This window comes from Celeribacter arenosi (genome assembly GCF_039539485.1).
In the GTDB taxonomy this organism is placed as follows: domain Bacteria; phylum Pseudomonadota; class Alphaproteobacteria; order Rhodobacterales; family Rhodobacteraceae; genus Celeribacter; species Celeribacter arenosi.
Window position 1 is genome coordinate 188,129 of the sequence record NZ_BAABDF010000003.1, and the last position, 26,787, is coordinate 214,915.

Below are 26,787 nucleotides of genomic sequence, written 5' to 3' on the forward strand. Positions count from 1 at the left end.
GGACATGGATTGTGGCATGACACATCCGTCCCGCCCCTCTGAGTTTCGAGAAATGCCACAATGGTTGTTCGACCTCGATGAGGCGCGACCCGTTGCGATGCCGTCTCGTCCACCAAGCTACCTGCGCGATCATCGAAAACTGCTGGAGGAACGTTTCTTCTCCGGCGGCGCTCAGGCAATGCCGGACTTTGAATTGCTCGAACTGATCCTTTATCGCGCCTTGCCGCGCGCGGATGTCAAACCTATTGCCGCCGCATTGATCGCTGCATTCGGGGACTATAACAGGGTCATTTCTGCACCTCTCGCCCGACTGACAGAGGTGGAAGGCGTTGATCTTCCTGTCGCGCAGGAACTCAAAATTGTCGAAGCGGCCGCTCATCGACTTGCCCGCGCACGCGTCATGCAGCGGCCCGTAATCTCGAGTTGGCAGGCGGTTCTGGACTACTGCCACACGACGATGTCGCACCGTGAAACCGAAACATTCCGTGTGCTCTATCTCGACCGAAAGAACACGCTCATCGCCGACGAAGAACAGGGGAAAGGGACGGTCGATCATGTTCCCGTCTACCCGCGCGAGGTTGTTAAACGCGCACTCGAACTCAATGCCTCGGCCATCATTTTGGTCCACAATCACCCGTCGGGCGATCCAACCCCGTCCGAGGCGGATGTCACAATGACCAACCAAATTCGCGACGCTGCCGAGGCTTTGGATATCCAACTGCACGACCATCTCATTATCGGAAAATCGACCGAGCTGAGTTTTCGTGGTGCAGGCTATCTCTAGTCGCGTACCCAAACCTCCACGCGGCGGTTGAGCGACCTGCCCCATCCCACATCATCGCAGGCAAGCGGCATAACCTCTCCGTAGCCTTGCGCCTCAATCGTCACCCTTGTCGCATCAAACGTGTCGTTCACGGCGGCTAGGACGGTATCGCGCACAGCCTGCGCGCGCCGTGTCGAAAGCGTTTGGTTGACGGACGCGCTGCCGTTTCCATCCGAAAACCCGGCGAACAAAAGAGACCGCCCGTCATACACACCCGCTTCCAGCAACCCCGCCAACTGCAGCGCGTTCGAACGTGACGGCGCGTCTAGGCGGACAGAACCATCCTCAAAACGAAAACCCAATGTCAGGCGCTTTGCACCTTGCAGTGCGCCTGTGACGTTTTTGATATCGTCGAGGCTGACTTCTTCCCCCGATTGAGCAATGGCATTGGCAAACCGGCGACCCTGAACGCGAAACGACAGTTCCTCGACACCCTGATCCACAAAAGCGGTGCGCGCGATCACAATCTGGGCGGCAGGCGACACCACAAAGTCCAAAAAGTCGCGTGCCACTTTCGGCAACCGCCGCGCGGGTGTGTAAAAGAAAACCGGACGCGTCATCGGATAGTCCTCGGTCTTCACATCCATCGGCGCGGCATCCGCGAAGAACCCACACCCCCCACTCACCGACAGGGTGCCCACCTCTCCGCGCTGGGACAGCCGGCCAATTCCAATCGCGTAAGGGTCCGCCTCCACCGCGTCCGACAGGGTTTCGTAGGAGGTGTGCAGCACAACCTGCTCGGACAGCGGCTGGTCGTAGGGCGACATCACCAACCGCCAAAAGGGACCCCGACGCTCAACATCGTCCTGATGTAAATGCAACACGACGGGCGCATCGCGCTGCGAGATCTCGTTCCAATTCGTGACTTCTCCGGCAAACAAACGCGCGAGATCGCGAACCGATACGGCCCCGAGTGTATTGGACCGTGACACGATAGGGACAAGCGCATCCAGCGCAACGACACGGGCCCTGAAAGGATCGGTCAGATCACCAACCCCGGCCTGCCTCGCCATTTCATTTTCACGCTGCGTGATCTCACGCGTACTCGCCACGATATCACCGTTCTCGGTCAGAAGATCTGCAAAGCCTTCTGCGTTGGATGTCTGGGAAAGCGTGAAATTTGCGATACCGCCACCCGTTGTCTCATCAACAAGGGTGACTGTGTCACCTTCCTGCGCAGTTTTCAGACCTGCGCGTGAGGCAAATGACGACAACAGGGCCGGGACCACATTTCCGACCACACGAGGGTCACCGGAAATGCGAACTGTCGCAACATAATCAAGGATATCAGGGCAGGCAGGACCATCGCACCGCACACCAGCGCTATCGACGGTAAGCACGCCAACGTCGGTCTCTATCCGGTAAAACTCACCGTCAAAGCCGCGCAGGTGCCCATCAATTTCCATCGACCCGTCACGCGCGGTGAGCGTCACGTCCTGCGCACTGAGCGCGCCAGCGGGCAAATACAGAAACAGAAATGCGGCGAGAATCGCCGCACTTGATTTAAACATGTTTCCAAGCCTCGCTCCGCGACCGCTACGCGATCAATTTTGAGCGAGTTTCGGCTCTGTCGCGAAGTTTTTCAACTGGATAAAGCCGCCAACCGTATCGCACTCGGGCACGTTTACGGTGAAGAGCTCTTGGTGCAGCACACCGTTTGCTCCGGCCTCCAACATGCGACCCGTGATTTCACCACCGCATGTCTCCGGAAGAATCTCTGCTTCGACCATGAGCGCGATGTTTTTGCCCGAAAGGGCCGATTGGGTTGGGTAGCTGTAAACCAATGCGCGGGTTGCAGATGGATCATCGCCGAGAATGGACAAGTGCCCTTCAAGCTGACCGCTCATTTCAGATAGCGCCTGCCCTGAGGACCATACATGTCCGGGATCACCAAACTTGGCGCCGCCCTCAAAAGCATGAAGAGCCAGCCCGGTACGACCCGACCATTGAACGACAAATCGGGACGGGTGTGCGTCGCTGGCAAGATCGATGGCTGCATTTTCAACGAGACCGGAACGGAATTGCGCCTTGAACGTAGCGCGAGACGCGAGCGCGGGAACAACAACCTTGGCACTACCAAGGTCATCTGTGTGAATCGTGAATTCGAGACCAAGGTGAGAAATTTCGACCGCTTCATTGGGCAAACACGGCGCCGCGAGAGCCAGCTGAACAAAACCGGAGTCCAATGGCGTAATGTCCAAATCGGTGGAACACGTGATGGAGAACGGATCGTGGCTTTCATCCGTCAACTGAATGGTCACGTCGCCGCCTGTGTGCAGCGCGGCCAATGTTGAGTGTGCAGGGCCAAATGGTTCAGGAACAAGAAACGGCACAGATGATGCAATCACTGGTGCAGAGAAGTTCTCTGCGGTCATGGATTCTACGGGGGCGGGCTTGGCTGCATCGGATTCGACCCGCGCGGCAGTGGCGCCGCCGTTCTGCATGAAATGCCCAATCGCAAAAGCCGCGAAGAGAGATAGCGTCGCTGTGACGTATTTTCCCTTTTGCATGGTTTCCAATCTCCAATCCCTAACGTGTCAGGAATAAGAGCTAATTAGCTATTCCGGCGGCAATACGGACGATGCGTGTCGGAAAAGTGACCGTTTCTTGAATGGAAACGGTCACCCTAATCAAATGACGGGACGGGTTCAGACCGCTCCGTGACAATGTTTGAATTTCTTGCCGGACCCACATGGGCACGCATCGTTGCGGCCAGGGTTCCCCCAAGAAGACGGATCGCTTTCGTCAAACTCTGCAATGAGAGGTTCGGGAGCCGCCTCTGCGTCGCCCTGACCCGCAGCGGCGGCAATCGCCTGTTGCTGCGCCTGAACCTGTTGAACCATGGCGAGTCGCTCTTCTTCCGTCATCGGACGGACGCGCGACAGTTTGGATGTCACTTCGACGCGTAGACTGTCGAGCATGGTCTCAAAAAGCTGGAAGCTCTCGTTCTTATACTCGTTGAGCGGGTCGCGCTGCGCGTACCCACGGAACCCGATCACGCTACGCAAATGTTCAAGCGTCAAAAGATGCTCGCGCCACTTGCCGTCAATCGTGTTGAGCAGGAACTGCTTTTCAATCTGCTGCATCTGGTCGAGCCCGAAAGCTTCGGTCTTTTCGGCCATCATAGCATCCGACGCTTCGGAAATGCGTTCGACAATCACATCGTCGTCGACCCCCTCTTCGTCCGCCCATTCCTGAACCGGCAAATCCACGTTCATCGTCTCGCGCAGCGATTCTGCGAGTTTCTCGACATTCCACTGGTCGGGATATGAACGCGGCGGAATGGCTTCGGCAACGAGGTCTTCGATCACTTCGTGGCGCATGTCGGAGACGATTTCGCCAACGTTCTTGGATTCCATGATCTCACGACGCTGCGAGAAGACAACTTTCCGCTGGTCGTTCATGACATCGTCAAACTTCAAAAGCTGTTTGCGGATATCGAAGTTACGTCCTTCGACTTTCGCTTGGGCTTTTTCGAGTGATTTGTTCACCCATGGGTGAACGATGGCTTCGCCTTCTTCCATGCCCAGAGACGACAGCATTTTGTCCAAACGGTCGGAGCCAAATATGCGCATAAGATCGTCTTCGAGCGACAGGAAGAACAAGGACCGGCCAGGGTCGCCCTGACGTCCGGAACGACCGCGCAACTGGTTATCGATACGGCGGGATTCGTGACGTTCCGTGCCCAAAACATACAGACCACCCGCCTCGAGAACCTTCTTTTTCTCTTCGGCATGTTCGGCTTCGATCCGTTGACGCACCGCTTCGGGATCGGCCTCGGGGTCGGCGGCCAGAGCATCCATGACTTTCAGATCAACATTACCACCGAGCTGAATGTCGGTCCCGCGACCGGCCATGTTGGTCGCAATCGTGACGGCACCGAATTTACCGGCATCGGCCACGATTTGGGCTTCCTGTTCATGGTGGCGCGCGTTGAGAACGTTGTGTGGCAGATCCACGGATTTCAACAACTCGGAGAGCTCTTCCGATTTCTCGATCGACGTGGTGCCGACAAGAACCGGCTGACCCTTTGCATGCGCTTCTTTGATCGATTCAATGATCGCCGCGACCTTTTCGCGTTCCGTGCGGTAGACACGGTCGTGCTCATCCACACGTGCGATCGGGCGGTTTGTCGGGATTTCGACCACACCGAGTTTGTAGATTTCCATGAATTCTTCGGCCTCGGTCGCAGCCGTGCCGGTCATACCGGCCAGCTTTTCGTAAAGGCGGAAGTAGTTCTGGAACGTCACCGAAGCCATGGTGATGTTTTCGGGCTGAATTGCGACGCCCTCTTTCGCTTCGATGGCCTGGTGCAGGCCCTCGGACATCCGGCGACCAGACATCATACGTCCGGTGAATTCGTCGATCAGCATCACTTCGCCGTTGCGCACGATATAGTGCACGCCATTCTGGAACAGCTTGTGCGCGCGCAGACCCTGGTTCACGTGGTGAACGATGGTCGTGCTCTCGGGATCGTAGAGCGACTGGTTTTCCGACAATAGTCCGGCTGAAATCAGGCGCTTCTCGAGAAACTCGTTGCCTTCTTCGGTAAACGAAATCTGGCGCGTCTTCTCGTCGAGTTCGTAATGCTCATCCTGAAGTTCGGGAATGAGCATGTTCACCGATTGGTAAAGTTCCGAGCGGTCATCGGACGGTCCGGAAATAATCAGCGGCGTGCGCGCCTCATCAATAAGGATCGAGTCAACTTCATCGACGATGGCGAAGGAATGCGCGCGCTGAACCATCTGATCAAGCGACGAGCGCATGTTGTCGCGCAGGTAATCAAAGCCGAGTTCGTTGTTGGTGGCGTATGTGACGTCTGAGGCATAGGCAGCCCGCTTTTCGTCTTCGGGCTGCTGGCTGTAGATCGCGCCACAGGACATGCCCAGCGCTTCGAACACATTGCTCATCCAGTCGGCATCACGGCGGGCGAGGTATTCGTTGACCGTCACAACATGAACACCCTTACCGGTCAGCGCGTTCAGATATGTCGGGAAGGTCGCGACGAGCGTTTTACCTTCGCCGGTCTTCATCTCTGCGATGTTGCCCTGATGGAGGAAAATCCCGCCCATCAACTGGGTATCAAATGCGCGCAGGCCCAGCGCACGACGCGCGCCTTCGCGACAGTTCGCAAAGGCCTCGGGCAACAATGAATCCAGACTTTCACCCTTGGCGACACGGTCTTTGAATTCTTGCGTCTTCGCGATCAGTCCAGCGTCATCGAGTTTCTCGAACTCGGGTTCGAGTGCGTTTATCTGCGCGACCAGCGGACGGGTCGACTTGATCATGCGGTCATTCGGGGTTCCGAAGACCTTTTTCGCGAGTGTGCCGATGCCTAGCATAGTTTCTCCGCTCGATGCGCCCTGACAGGATCGTGTGTGAGGAGGGGATTGCCCCGCTGCGCGCCACCCCATAAAACACGGGCGAACGGCTCCTCATTGTGACCTATCGCGATGTAAGGGTCCGCCCCATAAGTGTCAACGCCGCGCCGGTTTAGACGGTCGGCAGGAAGGAATTTCCCATGTTTTCTCGCAAAACCGTGACCGCATTAGCGCTGACTGCCGCAATTGCTGTGGCCTTTTCAGCACGCGCACAAGAAACTGAGATGAGCGCGGACACCGTGATCGCGACCGTAAATGGAACCGAGATCACATTGGCCAATGTCATTGCGGCACGAATGGTCCTGCCGGAACAGTATCAAACCATGCCCGACGCACAGCTCTATGATGGGCTCGTCAATCAGCTGGTCCAACAGGAATTGCTTAAACAGACGATCTCCGAGCCTGATGAAAGCCTGCTCACCCAGCTCCAGAACCAGGAACGTGTGCTGATGGCTGGTGCAGCCCTCGAACGTATTGCGGACGAAGCTATTTCGGAAACCGACCTGCAGTCTGCCTATGACGCGCGGTTTGCAGAATTCGAACCGGGCCGTGAATATCACGCCGCCCATATCCTGCTCGAGTCCGAAGAAGACGCGATTGCAGTTATCGAAGAGCTCAAAGGCGGCGCAGATTTCGCAACGCTCGCGCGTGAGAAATCCACCGGACCTTCCGGCCCGAACGGCGGTGATCTTGGCTGGTTTGGGGCCGGCATGATGGTCGCACCGTTCGAGGAAGCCGTGGTTGCGATGGAGCCAAACACCTTCTCGCAGACCCCCGTGCAAACGCAGTTCGGTTTCCACGTCATCCAGCTCTCTGAAACCCGTTTGGCCGAGGCTCCGACGCTCGACGAAATGCGTGACGAACTGGCATCCGATCTTCAGGAGGCTGCCATCAGCAAAGCAATCGAAGATTTGGTTGCCAATGCTGACGTTTCGCTTTCGGAAGGTATTGACCCCGCTGCACTTCGCATGGACCAGTTGCTGAAGAATTGATTTCCAAGGACCGCCCTATGGCCAAGATTACCCACGTCTCACCACTTGCGCCAAAGGGCGGCTTTCCGTCACTGCCCATCATTGAAGGCGTCCGTTTTTCCAGCATCGAAGCCGGCGTTCGCTACAAAGGACGCAAAGACGTCACGTTGATCGAATTGGTCGACGGGACCGTCATGGCGGGCACATTCACGTCCTCAGCAACACGGTCGGCCGCGGTTCTCGACTGTCAGGACAAAATTGATGGCCCAACCGATGGCGGGGCCGCCATCGTGATCAACGCGGGCAATTCCAACGCCTTCACCGGCAAAAACGGGATGGAGGCGGTCGGGAAAATCACCGGCGCTGTGGCCGAAACGCTCGGTCTTTCGCCCCAACGGGTATTCTCCTCCTCCACGGGGGTGATCGGCGAGCCACTCAAATGGGAGCGGATCACCAATGTACTCGGCGAGTTGAAATCCGGCCTACGCGACGATGGTATCTCCGACGCCGCACGCGCAATCATGACAACCGACACATTTCCCAAAGGTGCCCAAGCGACCGTTTCGGGAACCGGTGGTGAGATAAAAATCGTCGGCATCGCCAAGGGTTCCGGCATGATCGCACCCGATATGGCGACCATGTTGGTCTACATGTTTACCGATGCGAAAATCTCACAACGCCTTTTGCAGGACCTCGTCACGCGCGCCACAAATGAAACCTTCAACTGCATTACCGTGGATAGCGACACGTCTACGTCCGATACGCTGTTAATGGCGGCAACGGGCACCTCTGCAGCCGACAGCATTCAGGGTGGCACTGCGGTTTGCGATGCCTTCTACGGTGCTCTTCGCGATGTCATGCTCGATCTTGCCCATCAGGTCGTACGCGACGGAGAAGGCGCGTCCAAATTCGTCGAAGTCCGCATCAGCGGCGCAGCCTCCAACAGCGATGCTCGCAAAGTAGCCCTCGCCATTGCGAACTCACCATTGGTGAAGACGGCCTTGGCAGGTGAGGACCCGAACTGGGGACGCATCGTCATGGCAGTTGGAAAGTCCGGCGCACAGGCCGATCGTGACCTGCTTTCAATTCGTTTCGGTGACGTCTTGGTCGCAGAAAACGGATGGGTGTCGCCAGATTATTCCGAGGACGCAGGGGCCGCACATATGAAGAACGAAGACATCCTGATCCGCGTGGATCTGGGTCTCGGTTCCGGCGAAGCTGTGATGTGGACTTGCGATTTGACCCACGGCTATATCGAAATCAACGCGGACTATCGGTCGTGAAAATCATATTGGTGTCGGCCGTGGCGCTCGTCGACACCGACGGGCGCATTCTTTTGGCCCAGCGTCCCGCAGGAAAGTCCATGGCAGGCCTTTGGGAGTTTCCGGGCGGGAAAGTTGAACCCGGCGAGACACCCGAAGCGGCCCTTGTGCGCGAGCTACATGAAGAGCTCGGGATTGAGACGTGGAATTCCTGTTTGTCGCCGCTCACTTTCGCGTCGCACGCCTACGCAGATTTTCATCTCTTGATGCCGCTTTTCGTTTGCCGGAAATGGAACGGCACACCCGTCCCCAAAGAGGGTCAGACGCTCGCTTGGGCGCGGGTTAACGAGCTTCGTGACTATGAAATGCCCCCTGCGGACATCCCACTGATTCCGATTCTGCGCGACGTTTTATAGTTTTCTGCAATGCAGAAACTCCAAACAGCGGCGAAAGTTGGTCGAAATGATTAACATTTGCGCGAAAAAACGCGAATTGTCTGAAATTTGTAAATGATATCTCCTTAAAATTGTCGTAAAATTTTCAAACAATCATAAACCCTCGGGGGGATACCGAACATGTTGCGTTCTATTTCGCTAGGTAAATATATTTCAGTGCAGGGCATGTTCGTCCGCGAAGAATCCAACGGAAACGTCGTTGTACGCGTTGGTGAGAAGACGTTTGAAGGCAAACCGATCTCTCGCACGACCAAGGTCGCTTGATCTAAGGTCACTTCGATCCAGAATCAAAAAAGGCGGGCTCTTCAGCCCGCCTTTTGCATTTCTATAGAACCTGATCAGGTAAGATTGCGCTCGATTTCTTCACGCTCGAAGATCTCGATTACATCGTCGGGACGGATGTCGTCATAGGCTTCAAACGCCATGCCACATTCCTGTCCGGACTGAACATCCTTCACTTCGTCTTTAAAGCGCTTGAGTGTTTTCAGCGTGCCTTCGTGGATCACAACATCGTCGCGAAGCAGACGGACACCGGCGGAGCGGCGCGCCACACCTTCGGTAACGATACAACCCGCAACTTTGCCGACACCGGACACCTTGAAGACCTCTTTGATCTTCGCGTAGCCGATGAAGTTCTCGCGGATTTCGGCAGACAGGAGACCAGAGGCCGCTGCTTTGACGTCGTCGACGAGATCGTAGATCACGCTGTAGTAGCGGATTTCCACGCCCTTCTGGTTCGCGGCATTCCGGGCCGGCGCGTTTGCACGCACGTTGAACCCGATGACCGGCGCACCAGACGCCTCGGCCAGACCGATATCGCTTTCGGTGATGGCGCCAACGCCGGAGTGAAGGACGCGAACGCGCACCTCATCGTTGCCGATTTTCTCCATTGCCTGAATGATCGCCTCGGCAGAACCCTGCACGTCGGCTTTCACGAGGATTGGCAACTCGGCCACGGTTTCATCTGCTTTCGCCTTGGCGAGAAGCTGATCGAGCGTGGTCGCGGCGCCAACTGCGGCGCGTTTGTCTTTTGCAGCCTGCTCGCGGTATTCCGCGATTTCACGGGCCTGTGCTTCGGTGTCCACAACGTTGAGCACATCACCGGCTTCCGGTGTGCCATTCAGGCCGAGAACCTCGACGGGCACAGACGGACCAGCTTCTTCAACGCGGTCGCCTTTGTCGTTCACCAGTGCGCGCACCTTGCCCCACTGTTCGCCCACGACGAAGATGTCGCCCTGACGCAGCGTGCCTTTTTGGACCAGAACCGTCGCAACGGGGCCACGACCTACATCCAGCTGAGCTTCGATGACAGCGCCTTCAGCGGCACGATCTGGGTTGGCTTTGAGTTCGAGAATCTCGGACTGCAGCGCAATCGCTTCCAACAGTTCATCGAGGCCCTGACCGCTGATCGCGGAGACCTCAACATCCTGAACTTCACCCGACATCGCTTCGACGACAACTTCGTGCTGCAGCAATTCGGTACGCACCTTGTTGGGGTCCGCATCCGGTTTGTCGCATTTGTTGATCGCCACGATCATCGGCACTTTGGCCGCTTTCGCGTGGTTGATGGCTTCGATCGTCTGCGGCATGACCGAGTCGTCGGCTGCAACCACAAGAACCACAATGTCGGTTACCTGCGCACCACGGGCCCGCATGGATGTGAACGCCGCGTGGCCGGGCGTGTCGAGGAACGACAAGACAGTGCCACCCTCTGTCGTCACCTGATAGGCGCCGATGTGCTGGGTGATCCCGCCAGCTTCGCCGGAGGTCACATGTGTTTTGCGGATCGCATCGAGCAGCGATGTCTTACCGTGGTCAACGTGACCCATGATGGTGATGACCGGCGGACGCGGTTTGAGAGACTCGTCTTCGTCCACGATCTGCAGGATGACATCTTCGACGTCGGCGTCAGAAACGCGCTGGAACCGGTGGCCGAATTCTTCAACGATCAATTCCGCTGTATCCGCATCGATCGGCTGGTTCTGGGTAACCATCATGCCCATATTCATGAGCGACTTCACCACATCCGCAGACCGTTCGGCCATACGGTTCGCCAATTCGGACACGAGAATCGTTTCCGGCACCTGAACGTCACGGACAACCTTTTCACGCGGCTCATTTCCGCCCATCGCCTTTTGGCGCATGCGTTCCTGTTTGCGCTTCATCGCAGCCATTGACCGCTGACGTCCGCCTTCGCGGCCATCAAGAGCCTGCTTGACGGTCAGCTTGCCAGAGCGACGGTTGTCGTCACCCTTGCCACGGTTATTGCGGGATTTGTCGTCACCATCGTGACCACGCGGCGGCACACCAGGTGCTGCGCGACCACCACGCTCGGCTTGTTTTTCTTTGTTCTGAAGAACGGCCTGTGCGGCTGCCGGATCATCGACTTCCTGCGGCTTGGCTGCGGGCTTGCGCGTTTTCGCAGCCTCTGCCTCACGTTTTGCGCGCGCCTCTTCTTCCTCTTTTGCTTTGAGGGCGGCTTCGCGCTCCGCGTCTTCACGGGCTTTATCTTCAATCTCGCGACGGCGACGCTCACGCTCTTCTTCGCGTGCCTTTTCGTCTTCAGCGCGTTGTTTGGCTTCGCCTGCTTCGGACGCTCTGGCCGCAGCCAGTGCCTTCATGCGGCGTTCCATTTCAGATTCGGAAATCCCGGCAGGGCGCTTGGATCCGCTTGCGGATGCCGCAGCGGCCGAATGCGCGGGCCGTGGTGCGGCACCAGCAGCTTTTGGCACGACAACCCGCTTACGCTTGGTCTCCACCACAACATTCTTCGTGCGCCCGTGGGAAAAGCTTTGTTTTACCGAACCAGGACCGCCGCGAAGGCCGAGTGTTTTTTTGCCGTCAGTATCGCTCATTTCGTCGTCTTACCCTTTCCGATGACGCCTTCGTCACCGATCATCTCGCGCACGCCCATCAGACGAGTAGCTTCCTCAACAACACGTGTTGCGAGGCCGCCACGTGCGAGCGCGCCATGTATCACACTTTCGCGCCCAAATGCCAAACCCAATTCAGCCGAGGTCAGATGGCCGAACCATCGTGCTCCTTCCGGCGTCCAAAGCTTACCTTTGCCGCGTGCAGACCCGTCTGAGGCCTGCAATAGAACTTTCACCGCGTCGTTCGAGAGCCAGCTTTTGACCTTCTCGAAACCGCACACCGCGTCGCCCGCTTTTCGGGCCAACGAGATGAGGTGCACAACGCGCTTTGCCAATGCCGCCTCCATGAGATCTGCGAGCCCGTCAGGGACCGCGACATCACTTCGCGCAGCTTTGGCGAATAGTTTTTTCGATACCGCCTCGTTCAATGCCGCGCGGTCTGAAGTGACCCAAATCCCGCGGCCCGGCAGCTTTTCCGACAAATCGGGAACCAGTTGCCCGTCGGGGCCGACAACAAAACGGATCAGGCCACTGCGCGGCGACGCTTCACGCGTCACAATGCAGCGACGTTCCAGATCCGTATCAGTTGTCGAGTGCCCACCACGGGTCATTCAAATTCCCTTCGAATCGAGGCCGATCAGGCCTCGTCTTCCATTTCTTCTTCAACAGGTTCTTCGCTCTCGGAGGCCAAATCCGACGGATCGACCCAGCCAAGCAGGACGCGGGCCGTCATCACGAGGTTTTGAGCCTCTTCGAGGGGCATGTCGAACTTTTCGAGAATGCCATCGTCCTTGACCCGCTCGCCGTTTACCGTGGTCCACCCACCGGCAAGCTCCCAGTCCGCACAGGTTGCAAAATCTTCGAGCGACTTCACGCCGTCTTCGGCCAATGCTTCGATCATCTGGGGTGTCAGGCCCTCAAAGTCAACTAGGCTGTCTTCGACACCCAGCTCGCGTGCGTGCTCCAGAGCCTTACGATTGGCCGCTTCGAGAACGTCACGCGCACGGGCCTGAAGCTCGGTTGCGGTTTCCTGATCCACGCCGTCGATCACGAGCAGTTCGTCAACTTCGACATAGGCGACTTCTTCGAGGTTGCTGAAACCCTCAGACACCAGAAGCTGGGCAAAGAACTCGTCCAGATCGAGGTTATCCATGAAGAGCTTCGTACGCTCGGCAAACTCGGCCTGACGACGCTCGGACTCTTCGGCCTCGGTGAGGATGTCGATGTCGAGGCCGGTCAGCTGCGATGCCAAACGGACGTTCTGACCGCGGCGACCAATCGCCAGCGACAGCTGCTCGTCGGGAACAACAACTTCAATTTTGCCTGCATCTTCGTCGAGAACCACTTTCGTGACTTCTGCCGGCTGCAATGCGTTCACGAGGAACGTCGGCTGATCGTCATTCCAAGGAATAATGTCGATCTTCTCGCCCTGAAGCTCGTTCACGACGGCCTGAACGCGCGAACCACGCATACCAACACAGGCACCGACAGGATCGATCGAGTTGTCATAGGAAATCACGGCGATCTTCGCGCGCGAACCCGGATCACGGGCAACAGCCTTGATCTCGATGATACCATCATAGATCTCGGGCACTTCCATTTTGAACAACTCGGCCATGAATTCGGGCGCTGTCCGCGACAGGAATACCTGCGGACCACGCACTTCGCGGCGCACATCCTTGATGAAGCAACGAATCCGGTCGTTGGGGCGATATGCCTCGCGACCGATCTTTTCGTTACGGCGCAGGATGCCTTCGCCACGGCCGATATCGACAATCACGTTGCCGTATTCTTCACGCTTCACGACACCGTTGATGATCGTGCCGGCGCGGTCTTTGAATTCTTCGAACTGGCGATCACGCTCGGCTTCGCGAACCTTCTGTAGGATCACCTGCTTGGCGGACTGCGCTGCAATCCGGCCCAACTCGACGGGCGGAACTTCTTCTGTGATCTCGTCACCGATTTGCGGATCAGCGAGGTATTCCTTCGCCTGCGCGACGGTCACTTCAGCCTGATAGTTTTCAAGCTCTTCTTCCTCAACAACGGTGCGAACACGGGTAAAGGTTGCCTTGCCGGTCTTGCGGTCAATCGAGACACGAATGTCCATCTCCGCGCCGTAACGCGACTTCGCTGCCCGCGCGAGGCTTTCTTCCATCGCTTCAACCACAAGATTGGGGTCGATCATCTTCTCGCGCGCTACTGCTTCTGCGGTCTGCAAAAGCTCTAGCTGGTTGGCGGAGGTGATTGCCATGTCGTGTCCTCTCTTACTCTTCTACCGAGTCGTCGTCGGTCTGGATTTCGTCAAACTGTGTTTCGTCAATCGCACCAGCAGCTTTCCTCTGGCGCAACATTTCGCGGATCAATTCGTCGGTCAGCACGAGCTTTGCGTCCGACAACCAATCGTAATTTAGCCCGATAGTGACCTCTTCGCCGTTCTCCTGAAGAGTGAGCAATACTTCGTCACCTTCAATTCCCGCCAACTGGCCTTTGAACCGACGGCGCCCGTCGATCATCTCGGTGGTCTCGATGCGGACCTCGTAGCCGTCAAAGGCCTCGAAATCCTTCATACGCGTCAACGGCCGGTCGATACCGGGACTGGACACTTCGAGAGTATATTCGTCGTCAATCGGATCCTCGACATCGAGAACCGCCGAAACCGCAGTCGAAATCTGCGCGCATTCGTCAACTTCGATACCGCCCGCAGGACGTTCCGCCATGATCTGGAGTGTCTTCGACTTGGTCGAGGACATCAGACGGACTCGAACGAGTTCAAATCCCATACCCTCGATAACGGGTTGGATGATTTCCGCCATACGACGGTCAATAGCAGTCTTCGCAATCAGATCGGACATGCGAGCCTTTCGGACACAAAAAAACGGGCGCGCGGCCCGTCGATATTTCCCGGTGGAGCTTCGACCTCAGGACGACGCGCCGCTGTTGAGAGGCCATATACGCCAGCAACCGTGAGTCTGCAAGGTCTATCGGAACCGCATCGCAACGAAGTCCATTGTGTCGACCAGGGCTTTTGTAATCCCGGGCTCCGACAGGGCATGCCCCGCGTCCTTCACAAAATGGAGCCGCGACACAGACCACGCCTTGTTCAGGTCATAGGCGGATCGGGGCGGACAGATCATATCATAGCGACCCTGCACAATTGTGCCGGGGATTTTTGCCAACCGATCGGCGTTCTTCAAAAGCTGCCCGTCGGTCTCAAAGAAACACCCGTTCACGAAGTAATGGTTCTCCAGACGCGCAAATGCACGGGCGTAATCCGCAGACGGGTCCCCCGCATGCCCCTGTGAAGACATTGAAGCCAACGCGTTTTCCCATCGCGCCCAGATAATCCCGAACTTCGTTTCTTCTTCCCGATTTCCGCTGAATAGCCGTCGATTATAGGCCGCAACCAAATCGTCGCGTTCGTCTTCGGGAATGGCATTTACGAATTGCGACCACTGTTCGGGCCAAAACGCGCCCGCGCCGCCCTGGTAGAACCAATCCACCTCGGATTTCTGCCCCAAAAAGACACCGCGTAGTGCGAGGTAACGCACACGCTCAGGGTGGGACTGCGCATACGCCAGCGCAAGCGTCGCCCCCCAGCTACCTCCAAAAACCGCCCAGTTATCGACGTTCAGGGCTTCGCGAATACGCTCGATATCCGCGACGAGATCCCACGTCGAATTGGAATCCACACTGGCAAACGGACGTGACCGACCACAGCCACGCTGGTCAAACAGGATGATTCGAAAGAGAGCGGGATCGAAATAGCGCCGCATATACGGGCTACACCCACCACCGGGGCCACCGTGCAGAACGATGACAGGAATCCCTTCAGGGTTCCCGCTTTCCTCGACATACAACTCATGACCATTGCCGACGGGCAACATCATGTGGTGCCCCGCCGCAATTTGGGGGTAAAGAAACGCAAACGCGCTCTTATGTCCGGCGACCTTGTCCATGCTTGTCCTATATAGAGCGAAGCGCGGGCCAATAAATGGCTGATACAAGTTGAACATGAAGGAGAGGATCATGCAAACGCATCCGTCCACGATTGACGACAGCGAAGTTGCGAAATTCGAAGCCATGGCTGCCGAATGGTGGGATCCTAACGGCAAATTCAAACCGTTGCACATGCTCAACCCTTGCCGCCTCGACTACATCACCTCCCAGATTGCGGTCGAATTCGGGCGCGATTTGTCTGAGGAATCACCGTTTGCTGGCCTGCGGATTCTCGACATCGGTTGTGGTGGGGGCCTTTTGTCCGAACCCATGGCCCGCCTCGGCGCAACTGTCGTGGGCGCGGATGCGGCAGCGGGCAACATCCCCGTGGCTCAGGTCCATGCACAGCAATCGGGCCTCGACATCGACTATCGGCACACCACTGCCGAAGCGATTGCTGAAAAAGGCGAGACGTTCGATGTGATTTTGAACATGGAAGTCGTCGAACACGTCGCAGACCCGCTCGAATTCCTCACCGCCTGCGAGTCGCTCCTCGAACCCGGCGGCGTGATGATCACCTCGACGATCAACCGGAACGCCAAAAGCTATGTGATGGCAATCTTCGGGGCAGAAGTGGTGATGCGTTGGCTCCCACGCGGCACGCATGACTGGAACAAATTCATAACGCCTGACGAGTTGTTCGATCTCTTGTCGAAATCCGGCCTCGATCCTGTCGACCGCAAAGGGTTCGTGTTTAACCCTGTGCTCTGGACATGGTCCCTCTCGGATCGCGATTTGTCGGTGAACTATGTCACAACATCGACCAAACCGACCTGATCCTACTGGCCTGAATTCTCGAAAATGATACGCATCTCGCGCAACACAGGGATCGCGGCGCGGACACGGTCGGCGCCGATGGTATCCAGTATCTCGTTCAGGATCGGCGTAATCGCGGCAAGCGCCGCATCGCGCGCGGTTCGCCCGGCCGGTGAAATCGACACAAACTTGCGCCGCGCATCGTCCCAATCGGGCCGAATATGCACATAACCCGCCCACTCGAGCTTGTTCAGCGTATTGGTCATCGCCCCGCGCGTGACGTGAAAAGCACGGGCGAGCTGTGCAGGCGAGCGTTCATCATTTGCGCGCGCAAGCAGGTTGAGAACCGAAAAATGGCTAATCTCCATACCCTTGGGCAAGGCGCGCGATAGCCGGTTGCGCGCCAACTGGTCGGCCATGAAAACTTCGGAAAACAGCGCAACCGCTAAAGGATCACTATCTGAGTCACTCATGTGCCGTCCCTTCATAGGATCTGTCGTGGGCAAGAGATGGAATGCGGCTTCGCGCGTCTTTGGCTGCATTCGGGTCTATTTCAACGATCCCGTAACCAACATCCTCACCACCATCGTACATCACGTCGCCCCATGGCGAGACGGCCAGTGAATGCCCATAGGTGCGCCGTTTGCCGCCCGCGGCCTCCGCATGCAGACCAGTTTGCGCCGGAGCGAGAATGTAGGATCCCGTTTCGATTGCCCGCGCGCGCAAAAGAACGTGCCAATGCGCCTGCCCCGTGGTCTCGGAAAAAGCCGACGGCACAGTAAGAACTTCCGCCCCCGCCTGCGCCAGATCGCGATACAGGTAGGGAAATCTCAGATCGTAGCAGATCGTCATACCAATCCGCCCAAAGGGCCCATCCGCGACAACCGCCTTGTCCCCCGGTCGATACCCTGCCGACTCCCGATAGCTTTCGCTCTGCGACACGGTCACATCAAACATGTGGATCTTGTCGTACTTCGCGACAATTTTGCCTGCAGGATCGATCAAAAACGACCTGTTCGCAAAACGCCCGTCGGCGTCATCAGTTTTAAGGGCGAGCGACCCAATCAATAACCAAACCCGGTGGCGCGCAGCCGTTTCACGCAGCCCGCGCAGGGTCGGATCGGTGCCTTGTGTGCACAAAACCGCTTCCTGATGGGCAAGTGACGTCGACACGCAATTGGTGACTTCCGGCGTCAAAACAAACGTCGCCCCACGCCCGACCGCCGCATCGATCAAATCCGTCGTCATTGCGAGATTCGCAACCGGATCGTCGCTGGAATTCAGGGTGATGAGAGCGGCCTTTGTCACACGCTATCCGTCCAGAAGGGCATCGAGTTTCCCCGCGCGCTCGAGAGCGTGAAGCTCGTCCGAGCCGCCTACATGAACCTCGCCAATGAAAATCTGCGGCACAGTATGGCGCCCATGCGCCCGCGACATCATTTCCTGCCGTTTGGAGGGATCAGACATGACGTCAAAATCGGTGTAGGTGACGCCCTTCTTGTCGAGCAACCGCTTGGCGGCGATGCAATAGGGACAAATCGGGGTGGTATATAGTTCGACGGGCTGCATTCGATATCCTCATGGTTCGGGGTGACTATAAGGATTTAGGTCTCTCCTGCAACGCGGGCGAGGATTGCGATCGAAACATCTGCGGCACCAGCGGATTTGCACAATGTCGCACATTCTTCGAGCGTAGCACCCGTCGTCATGACATCATCGATGAGCAAAACATGGCGACCTTCAACTGCCAGTGTACGCTTTGGATTCACACGGATCGCCCCCGACACGGTTTCTCGGCGATGTTCGCGCGAAAGCCCGTCGAGGCTACGTGTCGCGCTCGACCGGATCAGCAGGTCCGCACAATATTCCAGCCCGAGAACCGAGGCGACACGATCCGCCAAAAGCGCCGACTGGTTGTACTTTCGTTTGAGCATGCGCAGCCAATGCAAAGGCACAGGAGCCACGATGGGATTGCTCTGCGCAAGATCGCGCGACGCCTGCGCGAGCCAATCCCCCGCCACCCGCGCCAAGTCCGTCCGATCCCCGTGTTTGAGCTTCAACACAATCGACCGCCCGTTGCCTTCGTACAATAGCGCCGCACGACCACGGGACCACGGCCGCGGCGTCGCGTAACAATCATTGCAAAGATCGCCCGCCTCGGCATCCCCGACAAGCGGGCGACCGCAGGCCTCGCAAGGCGGATCGACGATAAACGGCGTCTGCGCCCAACAGGTGGGACAAAGTCCGCGCGCCGCTTCGATCATTTCCTCACATGACAAACAATGTGGCGGAAAGAGTATGTCGGCCAGCCTTTGCATTCCCTGTCCCGAAATCTAAAGTGCGCCCAAACGCGGAGACCCACCACATGTCCAACCCGACCCCATTGGTCGACCGAGATCGGCTAACCCGACAACGCACGCGCGCATCGCGTCGCGGGGGCGATTTTTTTCTCCACGCCGAAGCGCGTTTCGAAATCGATGATCGCCTCGAATTGGTTAACAGATCGTTTCAAAGGGTCGCGATCGTCACAGGATTTCCCGATATCTGGCGCGAATGGTACCCCGATGCGACGGTCGTCCCCGACGATGAAATCCTGAACCTCGAAGAACGCGCCTATGATCTGGTGATCCACGCAATGGCGCTCCACTGCGCGAACGATCCTGTCGGACAGATGATTCAATGCAACCGCGCGCTGGTACCGGACGGATTATTCCTCGCGGTGTTTTTTGGCGACAACACTCTCACCGAACTGCGCGCCTGTCTCGCCGAGGCGGAGATCGCTCTGACGGGCGGATTGTCGCCCCGTGTTCTGCCCATGGGCGAGCTGAGCACTGTCGGCGCCCTCCTCCAACGCGCGTCTTTCGCGCTTCCTGTGGCGGACAAATCGTCGCGACAGGTGACCTATGCCTCACTCGATCGGCTGGTGTCCGATCTGCGCGATATGGGCGAAACCGCCGCCATGAGCCACCGTGGCACACCCGCGACACGAACCCTCATGGCGCAAACTGCCGCGCTCTATTCGACACATTTCGGGGAAAATGACCGACTTAGAGCCACTTTTGACCTCATTTGCCTCACAGGCTGGGCGCCCGATGCCAGCCAACCCAAACCATTGATGCCCGGCTCTGCCACCACCCGACTGGCGGACGCCCTCAAAACACGAGAGATTGTCATTCCCGAAACGGAATAGTGGGGCATTGACCCTCCGCGACATCGCTCTAAGCCTAACCTTCGAGAATAAGACAGGACGAAAAATGGGACGAATGAAACCAACACGCCTCGATACGAAGGCCGCAGACGCCACCTGCCCTGCCCACGCACAGGCTGACCACCCGAAGATTCCGAAAGAGAAAATTGGTGTTCTGCTCGCCAACCTCGGGACGCCGGATGGAACCGACTACTGGTCGATGCGTCGCTACCTCAATGAATTCCTGTCGGACAAACGGGTCATCGACTACCCGCGCTGGCAATGGCAGCCGATCCTGCAGGGCATCGTTCTCTCCGTCCGCCCATCCAAATCCGGCGCCGCTTACCGATCCATCTGGAACGAGGAAGCGGATGAAAGCCCGCTCATGACCATCACCAAAGATCAGGTCGCAGCGATCAAATCGCGCATCTCTGCCGTCTATGGCGACGAGGTGGTGGTGGATTTCTGCATGCGCTACGGCAACCCATCGACAAAATCCAAAGTCGCGGCCCTCACGGCGCAGGGATGCACCAAAATCCTGTTCTTCCCGCTCTACCCGCAGTACGCAGGCGCCACGACAGCGACGGCAAACGACCAATTCTTCCGCGCTTTGATGGAAGAAAACTGGCAACCCGCATCGCGCACCGTCCCACCCTATTTTGAAGACCCCACTTATATCGATGCCCTCGCGCAATCGGTCGAGAATGCATACGAGGGCGCGGACAAAAAACCTGATATCCTGATCTGCTCCTACCACGGCCTGCCGGAACGCTACCTGAAGGTCGGCGGTGATCCCTACCATTGCCAGTGCCGCAAAACGACGCGACTCCTCAAAGAGCGGCTCGGCTGGAACGACACGCAGATCATGACAACCTTCCAGTCCAAATTCGGACCCGAAGAGTGGCTCCAACCCTACACCGTGGAAGAGGTCGCTCGTCAGGCCGAGGCGGGGCGCAAATCCATCGCGGTCTGCGCGCCTGCGTTTTCCGCCGACTGCATTGAAACACTCGAAGAGATCAATGAAGAAATCCGCGAAAGCTTCGAACACGCTGGTGGAGAGGATTTCCTCTACATCCCCTGCCTCAACGATGAACCGGCGCATATCGATGCGCTTGTCGGGGTGATTGAACGAAACCTGCAAGGCTGGGTTTGACACGAAAAAGGGCGGCCCAATGGCCGCCCGGTTATTCTGCATTTCCCAGGTCGTCAGATCAGCAAAACCTGCGTGCCGACCTTGGCGAGGCTGAATAGCTCGGCGATGTGTTCGTTGTAGAGACCGATGCAGCCGTTCGACGACCGCCGACCGATCTTTCGCGTGTCATGCGTTCCGTGGATCCGGTAATACTGCCACGACAGATACAGCGCGTGCGTGCCCAGCGGGTTGTCAGGCCCGGCGCCGACAAAATCAGGCCACTCGGGATTGCGTATCTTCATCGCAGGCGTTGGCGACCATGTCGGCCCTTCAACTTTGCGAATGATAGACGTGCGCCCCAAACGCGTGAGATCCTCCGTCAGAGGAACCGACGTCGGATAGAGTTTGTACAGCGTCTGCGCCGCATCCCAATAATGCAGGGCGCGCGATGTGGTATCGACCAGAATTGCGCCGTTGTTGAGATTGTCGAAATAGGGACGCCAATCAAGCGACCGGAAAGACGAGATGTTACGGCGAACAACTGGGGAAAGATCGTTTTCGATTTCCGTGGTGTTCGACGTCTGGGCAACAGCAGGCAACGCAACCGCCGTCGCACAGCCCGCGACAAAGCCGCGGCGGCTAAGGGTCTTGGTGGGGTTATGAGCCATGTTACGGGTTCTTTTCACTGAATTAGGTTAGGTAGCGGTATATTGTGGTCGGTGTCTTATCGCAAATCAAACAATCGTGGCTGGCGAAAAGTTGCGAAGAAGATTTGATCATTCCCACATTTAGCTTTAGTTCATGATCGCATTGTCCAATGGAGTGTCCTTTTATGGTCCGTATTTTTGCGATGTTTTTGGTGCTCGTCGTCACCCTTGCCGGTTGTACAACTGAGCCACAGCGCCTCGCCGCTGACGGCAAACCTTTGCCCAAACTGTATCGCATCCGCAGTGCGGATGATGCCCGCGTGCAGTACAGCATGCTTGATTCCGTAAACGCCCTTCGCGCAGCTGCCGGTGCCGCGCCGGTGACCTTTGATGCGCGCCTGAATGCCGCCGCCGCGACCCATTCGCGCGACATGCAAAACCAGAATCGCCCATGGCACTTTGGCTCGGATGGATCTTCCCCGATCGACCGCGTTGCCCGCGCGGGCTATCCCGGCATGATGCTCGGTGAAAACATTTCCGAAACCTACGAAACAGAACTCGAAACCCTGAGCGCATGGATGGAGCAACCCGACACGCGGGCCATCATCCTCGATCGCCGCGCGACCGACCTCGGATTTGCGTGGTATCAGGAAGAGAACGGAAAACTATGGTGGACCCTGCTCATGGGTGCACGCTCCACCGCCTTGGCATCCGCCCAATAATCGCCCGCACCTACCCTCAGGGGTAGATGTGAATGAACGTTCCGTCGCGGACCATCATATAGATTTTTTCGATGTGGTGATCCGCGACAGCGATGCATCCCGCCGTCCAGTCACGCCCTTTGCCCTGGTTTTTGCCCGCTCGTCCGTGGATGAAAATGTCACCCCCCGGATTCTTTCCCTGCGCGCGAGCATAGGCCACGTCACGCACACTCGGATACGAAATCCCGAGGGAAAGGTGGAACTGTGAATTCGGGTTACGGCGGTTGATCACATAGCTGCCTTCGGGCGTCTTACCGTCGCCTTGAAACTGCTTTGGGCCCGCGGGATTGTTGCCCAACTCGATCTTGTACGTCTCGATGATTTCATCGCCGCTCAGCAGATACATCTTGCGACGTTTTTTGTAGATGATCACCGACGTGACCTCTGGCCCCTCATAGGGCTCAAGGCGGCGCGCCAATGCGGTGTGCGGCACGGCCATGGCGGCAAAACTCGCCGATAGAAAAACTCGTCTGTCCATTGTTCGCTCAACTGCCTCGTTTTTTTGGATTTTTTATACCCAAACGGGCCAATCAGGCAAGTGCGCCGTGACAACGGTTATCGGCTGAGTCCGGCCGAAATCTCGACATGGGTCGACCATCTGAACTGGTCCACAACTTCGACCCAATCCAGATTAAAACCGCCTTCGACAAGGATTGCGATGTCGCGCGCGAAGGTGACAGGGTTACACGACACCATACCAACACGTCCGACCGAACTCCCCGCCAGTTCGATGCACTGTGCTTCGGCACCCGGGCGTGGGGGGTCGAGAACGACCGCGTCATAGGCCTTCAACTCATCGGCCATCAGGGGGCGTCGGAACAGGTCACGTTTCTCGGTCGACACGCGATGCAAACCCGCACTCCCGCGCCACCCGCCGTCGAGCGCGACCAACATATCCGCCTCGCTTTCGACCCCGTGAACCTCCGCCGTTTCGGCCAGAGGCAATGCAAAGGTCCCACAGCCGCAAAACAGATCCGCGATCCGGTCTGCACCCTCCGTCGCACGACGCATCGCAGAAACGAGCGCCGCCTCGCCTTCGCGCGTCGCTTGCAGGAAAGCACCCGCCGGAGTCACCACAGCGGCACGACCCATCGCCATCGCGGGCTGCTCGGACATCGCGATGACCTCGTCGTCATAACTGACACGCAAAAACATCCCCTCAACCAATGCGCCAGACAACGATTGCCGCAAAGCGAGGTCGAGAGGATGCCCCCCCGAAATCGCAAGATCGAGCCCCTTGCCCGTATCAATCACGGCGAGACTCATCGTCCCGCGCCGCGACCCTGCACAGTCCACAATCCGCTCCAGCGCGGGCAGACAGGCGAGAATTCTTGGCGTCAACAAAAGGCAATTCGGGACAGCCACCAATTGATCCGACTGGCGTGCAAAAAACCCGACCTGCGGGCCGGACTTGAACCGTCTGCCATGCAAAACCGCGCGACGCCGTGTCTGCGCGGGTGAGGTATGAATCGTCTCTAATTCGGCGGAAATGCCCCTATTTTCCAAAGCCGTGCGCACGAGGTCCAACTTCCACGACGACACGAATTCGTCCGTCGCGTGTTGCAGCGCGCATCCCCCGCAAGACCCATAATGAACGCAGGGCGCCTTGCGACGGTGTTCGCTCGGCTTCACAATTTTCGGGGCACGTATCCGGTGGCCGTCAACTTCACCGGCAACGATTTCACCGGGCAGCGTGCGCGGGGCGAAGATGGGACCATCTGCAATCCCGTCCCCATGATGGCCGAGCCGTTCAATGCGATACTCGCTCACTCGGCACCTCCGCTAATTCGGGACAAAAGCGACGGCTTATCGGCCTCAAAATCGCTCTCGATCCATATTTTTTCGAGCCGCTTGAGAGCCGCGCCCAGCGCCGGTCCCTCAAAAGCAGGCATAATATCACGCGCGCTCACCGGAAACGTCGCCCCTGCGCCCTTGGCGATTTCAGTATCCAGTTCGTCCGAATAGGCCTGCTCGAACAAGGCACTTCTGAGACGTAGCGCGGCTTGGCCATCGGTTTCACCGAGCCGATACCCGACCTCACCCGCGCCCCACGTCGACTCGGCCGCTTCGCGAAGGCTCATGATCCGCTTCGTCTGCGCATTTGAAAGCCGTAACAACTCGCCAATCTCGGACCACGATGCACCGGCCATCGCCGCCAGACGCGCAATCGGGTCGCACCCGCGCTCGTCGTGCATAAATAGAAACAGGGTTTTGCTATCAGGCGCGGGAATGAGGTGGCTCAAAATGCCTGTCGATTCCATCGCTCCGATCGCTGGCGCAGGATCAGCGGCTGACAGTAGTTTCACCACCTCCGAACCGAGCCGCTCTTTGGAAATCACGTCCAGCCCACCCGCCAGAGACGCACATGCGGCCAACGCTTCAGGATCGGGACCCTCTGAGGGGTCGCCATACCAAGCGTAGAACCGGAAAAACCTCAAAATTCGCAGATAATCTTCACGAATACGCATTTCAGGATCATCAATAAACCGGACCTTACGAGCGCGCAGATCCTGCAATCCACCCAAAGGATCAACAACCTGCCCCTCGGCATCGGCGTAAATCGCATTCATCGTGAAATCGCGGCGGCGGGCGTCATCTTCCAACCTGTCGGAAAACGCAACTACGGCGCGTCGACCATCGGTTTCGACATCTTTGCGAAACGTCGTAATTTCGAAGGGCGTGCGATCTACAATCACCGTAACCGTGCCGTGGGATGTTCCGGTCTGCACAACCTGTAGACCAGCGCGCTCGGCGATCTCGGTCACCACCTCTGGGCGGGCCGCCGTCGAAATATCAATGTCGCTGGCCGAGGCCCCGATCAACGCGTTACGCACACAGCCACCGACGAAATAGGCCTCAATCCCCGCATTCGCGAAGACATCCATGACCTGCCGGGTCGACGGCAATGACAACCATTCTGCGCTGAGTTTCATACCACCTCTTGCCACGCTTGGGCCATCGCCCGAAGAACGCGCGCGGTGGCGCCCCAAATGTAATATGGGCCGTAGGGCACGGTAAAGAACCGACGATCCTGCCCTTTCCAATGGCGCGACTGGATCGAATACCGCGCCGGATCGAGGACATGCTGCATCGGAACCGCGAAGATCTCCCCGACTTCGCCCGGCTCGGCAACCGCATCGAAATCGTCTCTAATCCAGCCCAAAACAGGGTGCATTTCATAGCTTGTGACCGTCTCATGTGTCGGCAACAGACCAATCACATCAACCAATTTCGGGTCGAGAGCGATTTCTTCGTGGGCTTCTCGCAGCGCCGCATCGGTTACGGTTTCATCGCCCTCATCCATTCGACCACCCGGAAACGCAATCTGTCCCGGGTGGTGGCGCAAATGCGATGCGCGCTTGGTCAGCACAAGCATCGCCTGACCGTCACGCTCAATAACCGGAACGAGAACGCCCGCCTTTCGCAGCGGCGCACCACGCGGCGGCGCGATATCGGCGTTCAGGTCAAAATCAGACGTAGCCCCACGGCTCGCGGTGACGAGCTGCGCAAGGCTATGTCGATCAATCCTGCGCGCCATCGTCGTCCGCCTCAAACCCAACGGTGGACGGGTCCAGTTCGTAACGGGCGCCACAGAACTGGCAATCCGCCACAACCTGACCCTCATCCGTGGTCATATGCGCTATGTCGCGGCTCGAATAAATCGACAGGCTTTGACGAACGCGGTCTTCCGAACAGTTACACCCAAAGGCAACTTGCTGCGGATCGAACACACGCGGCTGATCTTCGTGGAACAACCGCACCAAAAGCTCGGTTGCCTGAATGCGCGGCCCAATCAACTCCATATCATCGACCGTATCGAGGTGGAAATTAGCCCGATTCCAACTATCGATCTCGTCCTCTGTCAGAATGTCATTTGCCCGCACGAGACCATCTTCGTCTCCACCTTCGGCGTTGAGAACCGACGGCGACGCTTTTGGCATCTTTTGCAACATGATCCCGCCGCCGCGCCACGTCTCCGCTTCGCCCGCCAACGTGGACTTCCCGAAAGCGACCCGAAACCGCGTTGGAAGCTGCTCTGATTGCGCGAAATAGGTCTCCGCACAGGCCGCAAGCGACCCGCCGGCAATCGGCGTAATGCCCTGATAGGGCACATTCCCTTGCCCTTGATCGATCAGGATCGCGAAATAGCCGCGCCCGATTTGCGTAAAGGGATCAACACCTTGCTCCAACCGCTCCGCATCATAGGAGGCGTATCCCCTGATTTGGGCAGGCTCGCCATCGGCCGTCGGTGCGTAATAATCCGTCGCGATAAGTCGCGCAGGCCCGTCACCGCGGATCTGAATGGATAGCTTCCAACGCAACTTGATCGTCTGACCGATCATCGCAGTCAGCAAAGCCGCCTCGGCAACCAGCGCCTCGATTTCCGGCGGGTAATTGTGCTTGGACAGCACCTCATCCAAAACACCGTCCAGACGCGCAACGCGACCCCGGATGTCTGAGGCATCAAGTTGAAACGGAAGGACAGTGTCATCCCACGCGATTTTCGATCCAAGCATAGTCATTTTCCCGATTGTGCTGCCGT

The 26,787-nt window shown here is 57.6% G+C and carries 26 protein-coding genes; 8 read left to right on the forward strand and 18 right to left on the reverse strand.

Going from position 1 to position 26,787, the window contains the following annotated elements:
- Window positions 1–16: 16 nt before the first annotated feature.
- On the forward strand, window positions 17–784 hold the full coding sequence (radC, locus tag ABD815_RS03135) for a RadC family protein (RefSeq protein ID WP_344843321.1): 768 nt from the start codon (window positions 17–19) through the stop codon (window positions 782–784).
- Here the strand turns inward: radC and ABD815_RS03140 are convergent.
- From ABD815_RS03140 to secA, 3 genes are all read right to left on the reverse strand, one after another.
- The gene (locus ABD815_RS03140; RefSeq protein WP_344843324.1) at window positions 781–2,334 is read right to left on the reverse strand and encodes a phosphate ABC transporter substrate-binding/OmpA family protein; all 1,554 of its coding nucleotides are present in this window, start codon (window positions 2,332–2,334) and stop codon (window positions 781–783) included. The genes radC and ABD815_RS03140 overlap by 4 nt on opposite strands.
- Before the next feature lie 33 nt (window positions 2,335–2,367).
- Complete coding sequence (locus ABD815_RS03145; RefSeq protein ID WP_344843326.1) at window positions 2,368–3,333, reverse strand: hypothetical protein; 966 nt, start codon at window positions 3,331–3,333, stop codon at window positions 2,368–2,370.
- Window positions 3,334–3,471: 138 nt separating this feature from the next.
- On the reverse strand, window positions 3,472–6,165 hold the full coding sequence (gene secA / locus ABD815_RS03150) for a preprotein translocase subunit SecA (RefSeq protein ID WP_344843329.1): 2,694 nt from the start codon (window positions 6,163–6,165) through the stop codon (window positions 3,472–3,474).
- Between the two features lie 179 nt (window positions 6,166–6,344).
- On the opposite strand from secA, the gene ABD815_RS03155 reads away from it, so the two are divergent.
- Genes ABD815_RS03155 through mutT form a run of 3 tightly spaced genes read left to right on the forward strand, consistent with a single transcriptional unit; the run spans window position 6,345 to window position 8,853 of the window.
- A complete protein-coding gene (locus ABD815_RS03155) occupies window positions 6,345–7,196 on the forward strand; it encodes a peptidylprolyl isomerase (RefSeq protein ID WP_344843332.1) in 852 nt (283 codons plus the stop codon).
- 17 nt (window positions 7,197–7,213) lie between these two features.
- Window positions 7,214–8,458, forward strand: coding sequence for a bifunctional glutamate N-acetyltransferase/amino-acid acetyltransferase ArgJ (argJ, locus tag ABD815_RS03160; protein WP_344843335.1), 1,245 nt, complete (start codon window positions 7,214–7,216; stop codon window positions 8,456–8,458).
- Window positions 8,455–8,853: an 8-oxo-dGTP diphosphatase MutT gene (gene mutT / locus ABD815_RS03165; protein WP_344843338.1), complete on the forward strand. Its 399-nt coding sequence runs from the start codon at window positions 8,455–8,457 to the stop codon at window positions 8,851–8,853. Before argJ ends, mutT begins: the two co-directional genes overlap by 4 nt.
- 377 nt (window positions 8,854–9,230) lie before the next feature.
- Here the strand turns inward: mutT and infB are convergent, their stop codons facing one another.
- From infB to pip, 5 genes are all read right to left on the reverse strand, one after another.
- The gene (gene infB, locus ABD815_RS03170) at window positions 9,231–11,747 is read right to left on the reverse strand and encodes a translation initiation factor IF-2 (RefSeq protein ID WP_344843340.1); all 2,517 of its coding nucleotides are present in this window, start codon (window positions 11,745–11,747) and stop codon (window positions 9,231–9,233) included.
- Window positions 11,744–12,376 (reverse strand): RNA-binding protein, encoded by a 633-nt coding sequence (locus tag ABD815_RS03175; protein ID WP_344843344.1) that lies wholly within the window; start codon window positions 12,374–12,376, stop codon window positions 11,744–11,746. Before ABD815_RS03175 ends, infB begins: the two co-directional genes overlap by 4 nt.
- 26 nt (window positions 12,377–12,402) lie before the next feature.
- Entirely contained in the window at window positions 12,403–14,016 is a 1,614-nt protein-coding gene (gene nusA, locus ABD815_RS03180) for a transcription termination factor NusA (RefSeq protein ID WP_344843347.1), read from the reverse strand.
- A 13-nt stretch (window positions 14,017–14,029) separates the two neighbouring features.
- Window positions 14,030–14,617 (reverse strand): ribosome maturation factor RimP, encoded by a 588-nt coding sequence (rimP, locus tag ABD815_RS03185; RefSeq protein WP_344843350.1) that lies wholly within the window; start codon window positions 14,615–14,617, stop codon window positions 14,030–14,032.
- 126 nt (window positions 14,618–14,743) lie between these two features.
- A complete protein-coding gene (gene pip / locus ABD815_RS03190; RefSeq protein ID WP_344843353.1) occupies window positions 14,744–15,721 on the reverse strand; it encodes a prolyl aminopeptidase in 978 nt (325 codons plus the stop codon).
- Between the two features lie 70 nt (window positions 15,722–15,791).
- Here pip and ubiG point away from each other — a divergent pair, with 70 nt between their 5' ends.
- Window positions 15,792–16,538: a bifunctional 2-polyprenyl-6-hydroxyphenol methylase/3-demethylubiquinol 3-O-methyltransferase UbiG gene (ubiG, locus tag ABD815_RS03195; RefSeq protein ID WP_344843355.1), complete on the forward strand. Its 747-nt coding sequence runs from the start codon at window positions 15,792–15,794 to the stop codon at window positions 16,536–16,538.
- Window positions 16,539–16,540: 2 nt separating this feature from the next.
- Here ubiG and ABD815_RS03200 read toward each other — a convergent pair whose 3' ends face one another.
- From ABD815_RS03200 to ABD815_RS03215, 4 genes are read right to left on the reverse strand one after another with little or no spacing between them, the layout of a single operon-like run.
- Window positions 16,541–16,990, reverse strand: coding sequence for a MarR family winged helix-turn-helix transcriptional regulator (locus ABD815_RS03200; protein ID WP_344843358.1), 450 nt, complete (start codon window positions 16,988–16,990; stop codon window positions 16,541–16,543).
- Window positions 16,983–17,825 carry a carbon-nitrogen hydrolase family protein gene (locus tag ABD815_RS03205; protein ID WP_344843361.1) on the reverse strand — a complete coding sequence of 281 codons (843 nt, stop codon included), beginning with the start codon at window positions 17,823–17,825 and terminating at the stop codon, window positions 16,983–16,985. The genes ABD815_RS03200 and ABD815_RS03205 overlap by 8 nt, the downstream gene beginning before the upstream one ends.
- Window positions 17,826–17,828: 3 nt before the next feature.
- Window positions 17,829–18,086, reverse strand: a complete 258-nt coding sequence (gene grxC / locus ABD815_RS03210; protein ID WP_344843362.1) for a glutaredoxin 3 — start codon at window positions 18,084–18,086, stop codon at window positions 17,829–17,831.
- A 35-nt stretch (window positions 18,087–18,121) separates the two neighbouring features.
- The gene (locus ABD815_RS03215) at window positions 18,122–18,835 is read right to left on the reverse strand and encodes a ComF family protein (protein WP_344843365.1); all 714 of its coding nucleotides are present in this window, start codon (window positions 18,833–18,835) and stop codon (window positions 18,122–18,124) included.
- A gap of 47 nt (window positions 18,836–18,882) precedes the next feature.
- Between ABD815_RS03215 and ABD815_RS03220 the strand changes: the two genes are divergently transcribed.
- Together ABD815_RS03220 and hemH are read left to right on the forward strand one after the other, a co-directional pair.
- Window positions 18,883–19,707 carry a class I SAM-dependent methyltransferase gene (locus tag ABD815_RS03220; RefSeq protein ID WP_344843368.1) on the forward strand — a complete coding sequence of 275 codons (825 nt, stop codon included), beginning with the start codon at window positions 18,883–18,885 and terminating at the stop codon, window positions 19,705–19,707.
- 73 nt (window positions 19,708–19,780) lie between these two features.
- The gene (gene hemH / locus ABD815_RS03225) at window positions 19,781–20,857 is read left to right on the forward strand and encodes a ferrochelatase (RefSeq protein ID WP_344843371.1); all 1,077 of its coding nucleotides are present in this window, start codon (window positions 19,781–19,783) and stop codon (window positions 20,855–20,857) included.
- A gap of 53 nt (window positions 20,858–20,910) precedes the next feature.
- Here the strand turns inward: hemH and ABD815_RS03230 are convergent, their stop codons facing one another.
- Entirely contained in the window at window positions 20,911–21,504 is a 594-nt protein-coding gene (locus ABD815_RS03230; protein ID WP_344843374.1) for a L,D-transpeptidase, read from the reverse strand.
- 164 nt (window positions 21,505–21,668) lie between these two features.
- Between ABD815_RS03230 and dalA the strand changes: the two genes are divergently transcribed.
- A complete protein-coding gene (gene dalA / locus ABD815_RS03235; protein ID WP_344843376.1) occupies window positions 21,669–22,205 on the forward strand; it encodes a divisome-associated lipoprotein DalA in 537 nt (178 codons plus the stop codon).
- A 16-nt stretch (window positions 22,206–22,221) separates the two neighbouring features.
- On the opposite strand, the gene ABD815_RS03240 is transcribed toward dalA, so the two are convergent.
- From ABD815_RS03240 to hslO, 5 genes are all read right to left on the reverse strand, one after another.
- Window positions 22,222–22,722, reverse strand: a complete 501-nt coding sequence (locus ABD815_RS03240) for a L,D-transpeptidase family protein (protein WP_344843379.1) — start codon at window positions 22,720–22,722, stop codon at window positions 22,222–22,224.
- A gap of 77 nt (window positions 22,723–22,799) precedes the next feature.
- Window positions 22,800–24,014, reverse strand: coding sequence for a class I SAM-dependent RNA methyltransferase (locus ABD815_RS03245; RefSeq protein WP_344843382.1), 1,215 nt, complete (start codon window positions 24,012–24,014; stop codon window positions 22,800–22,802).
- On the reverse strand, window positions 24,011–25,177 hold the full coding sequence (locus ABD815_RS03250; protein ID WP_344843385.1) for a CCA tRNA nucleotidyltransferase: 1,167 nt from the start codon (window positions 25,175–25,177) through the stop codon (window positions 24,011–24,013). The genes ABD815_RS03245 and ABD815_RS03250 overlap by 4 nt, the downstream gene beginning before the upstream one ends.
- Window positions 25,174–25,782: a CoA pyrophosphatase gene (locus ABD815_RS03255; RefSeq protein ID WP_344843387.1), complete on the reverse strand. Its 609-nt coding sequence runs from the start codon at window positions 25,780–25,782 to the stop codon at window positions 25,174–25,176. The genes ABD815_RS03250 and ABD815_RS03255 overlap by 4 nt, the downstream gene beginning before the upstream one ends.
- A complete protein-coding gene (gene hslO, locus ABD815_RS03260; RefSeq protein ID WP_425549834.1) occupies window positions 25,766–26,761 on the reverse strand; it encodes an Hsp33 family molecular chaperone HslO in 996 nt (331 codons plus the stop codon). Before hslO ends, ABD815_RS03255 begins: the two co-directional genes overlap by 17 nt.
- Window positions 26,762–26,787 lie beyond the last annotated feature (26 nt).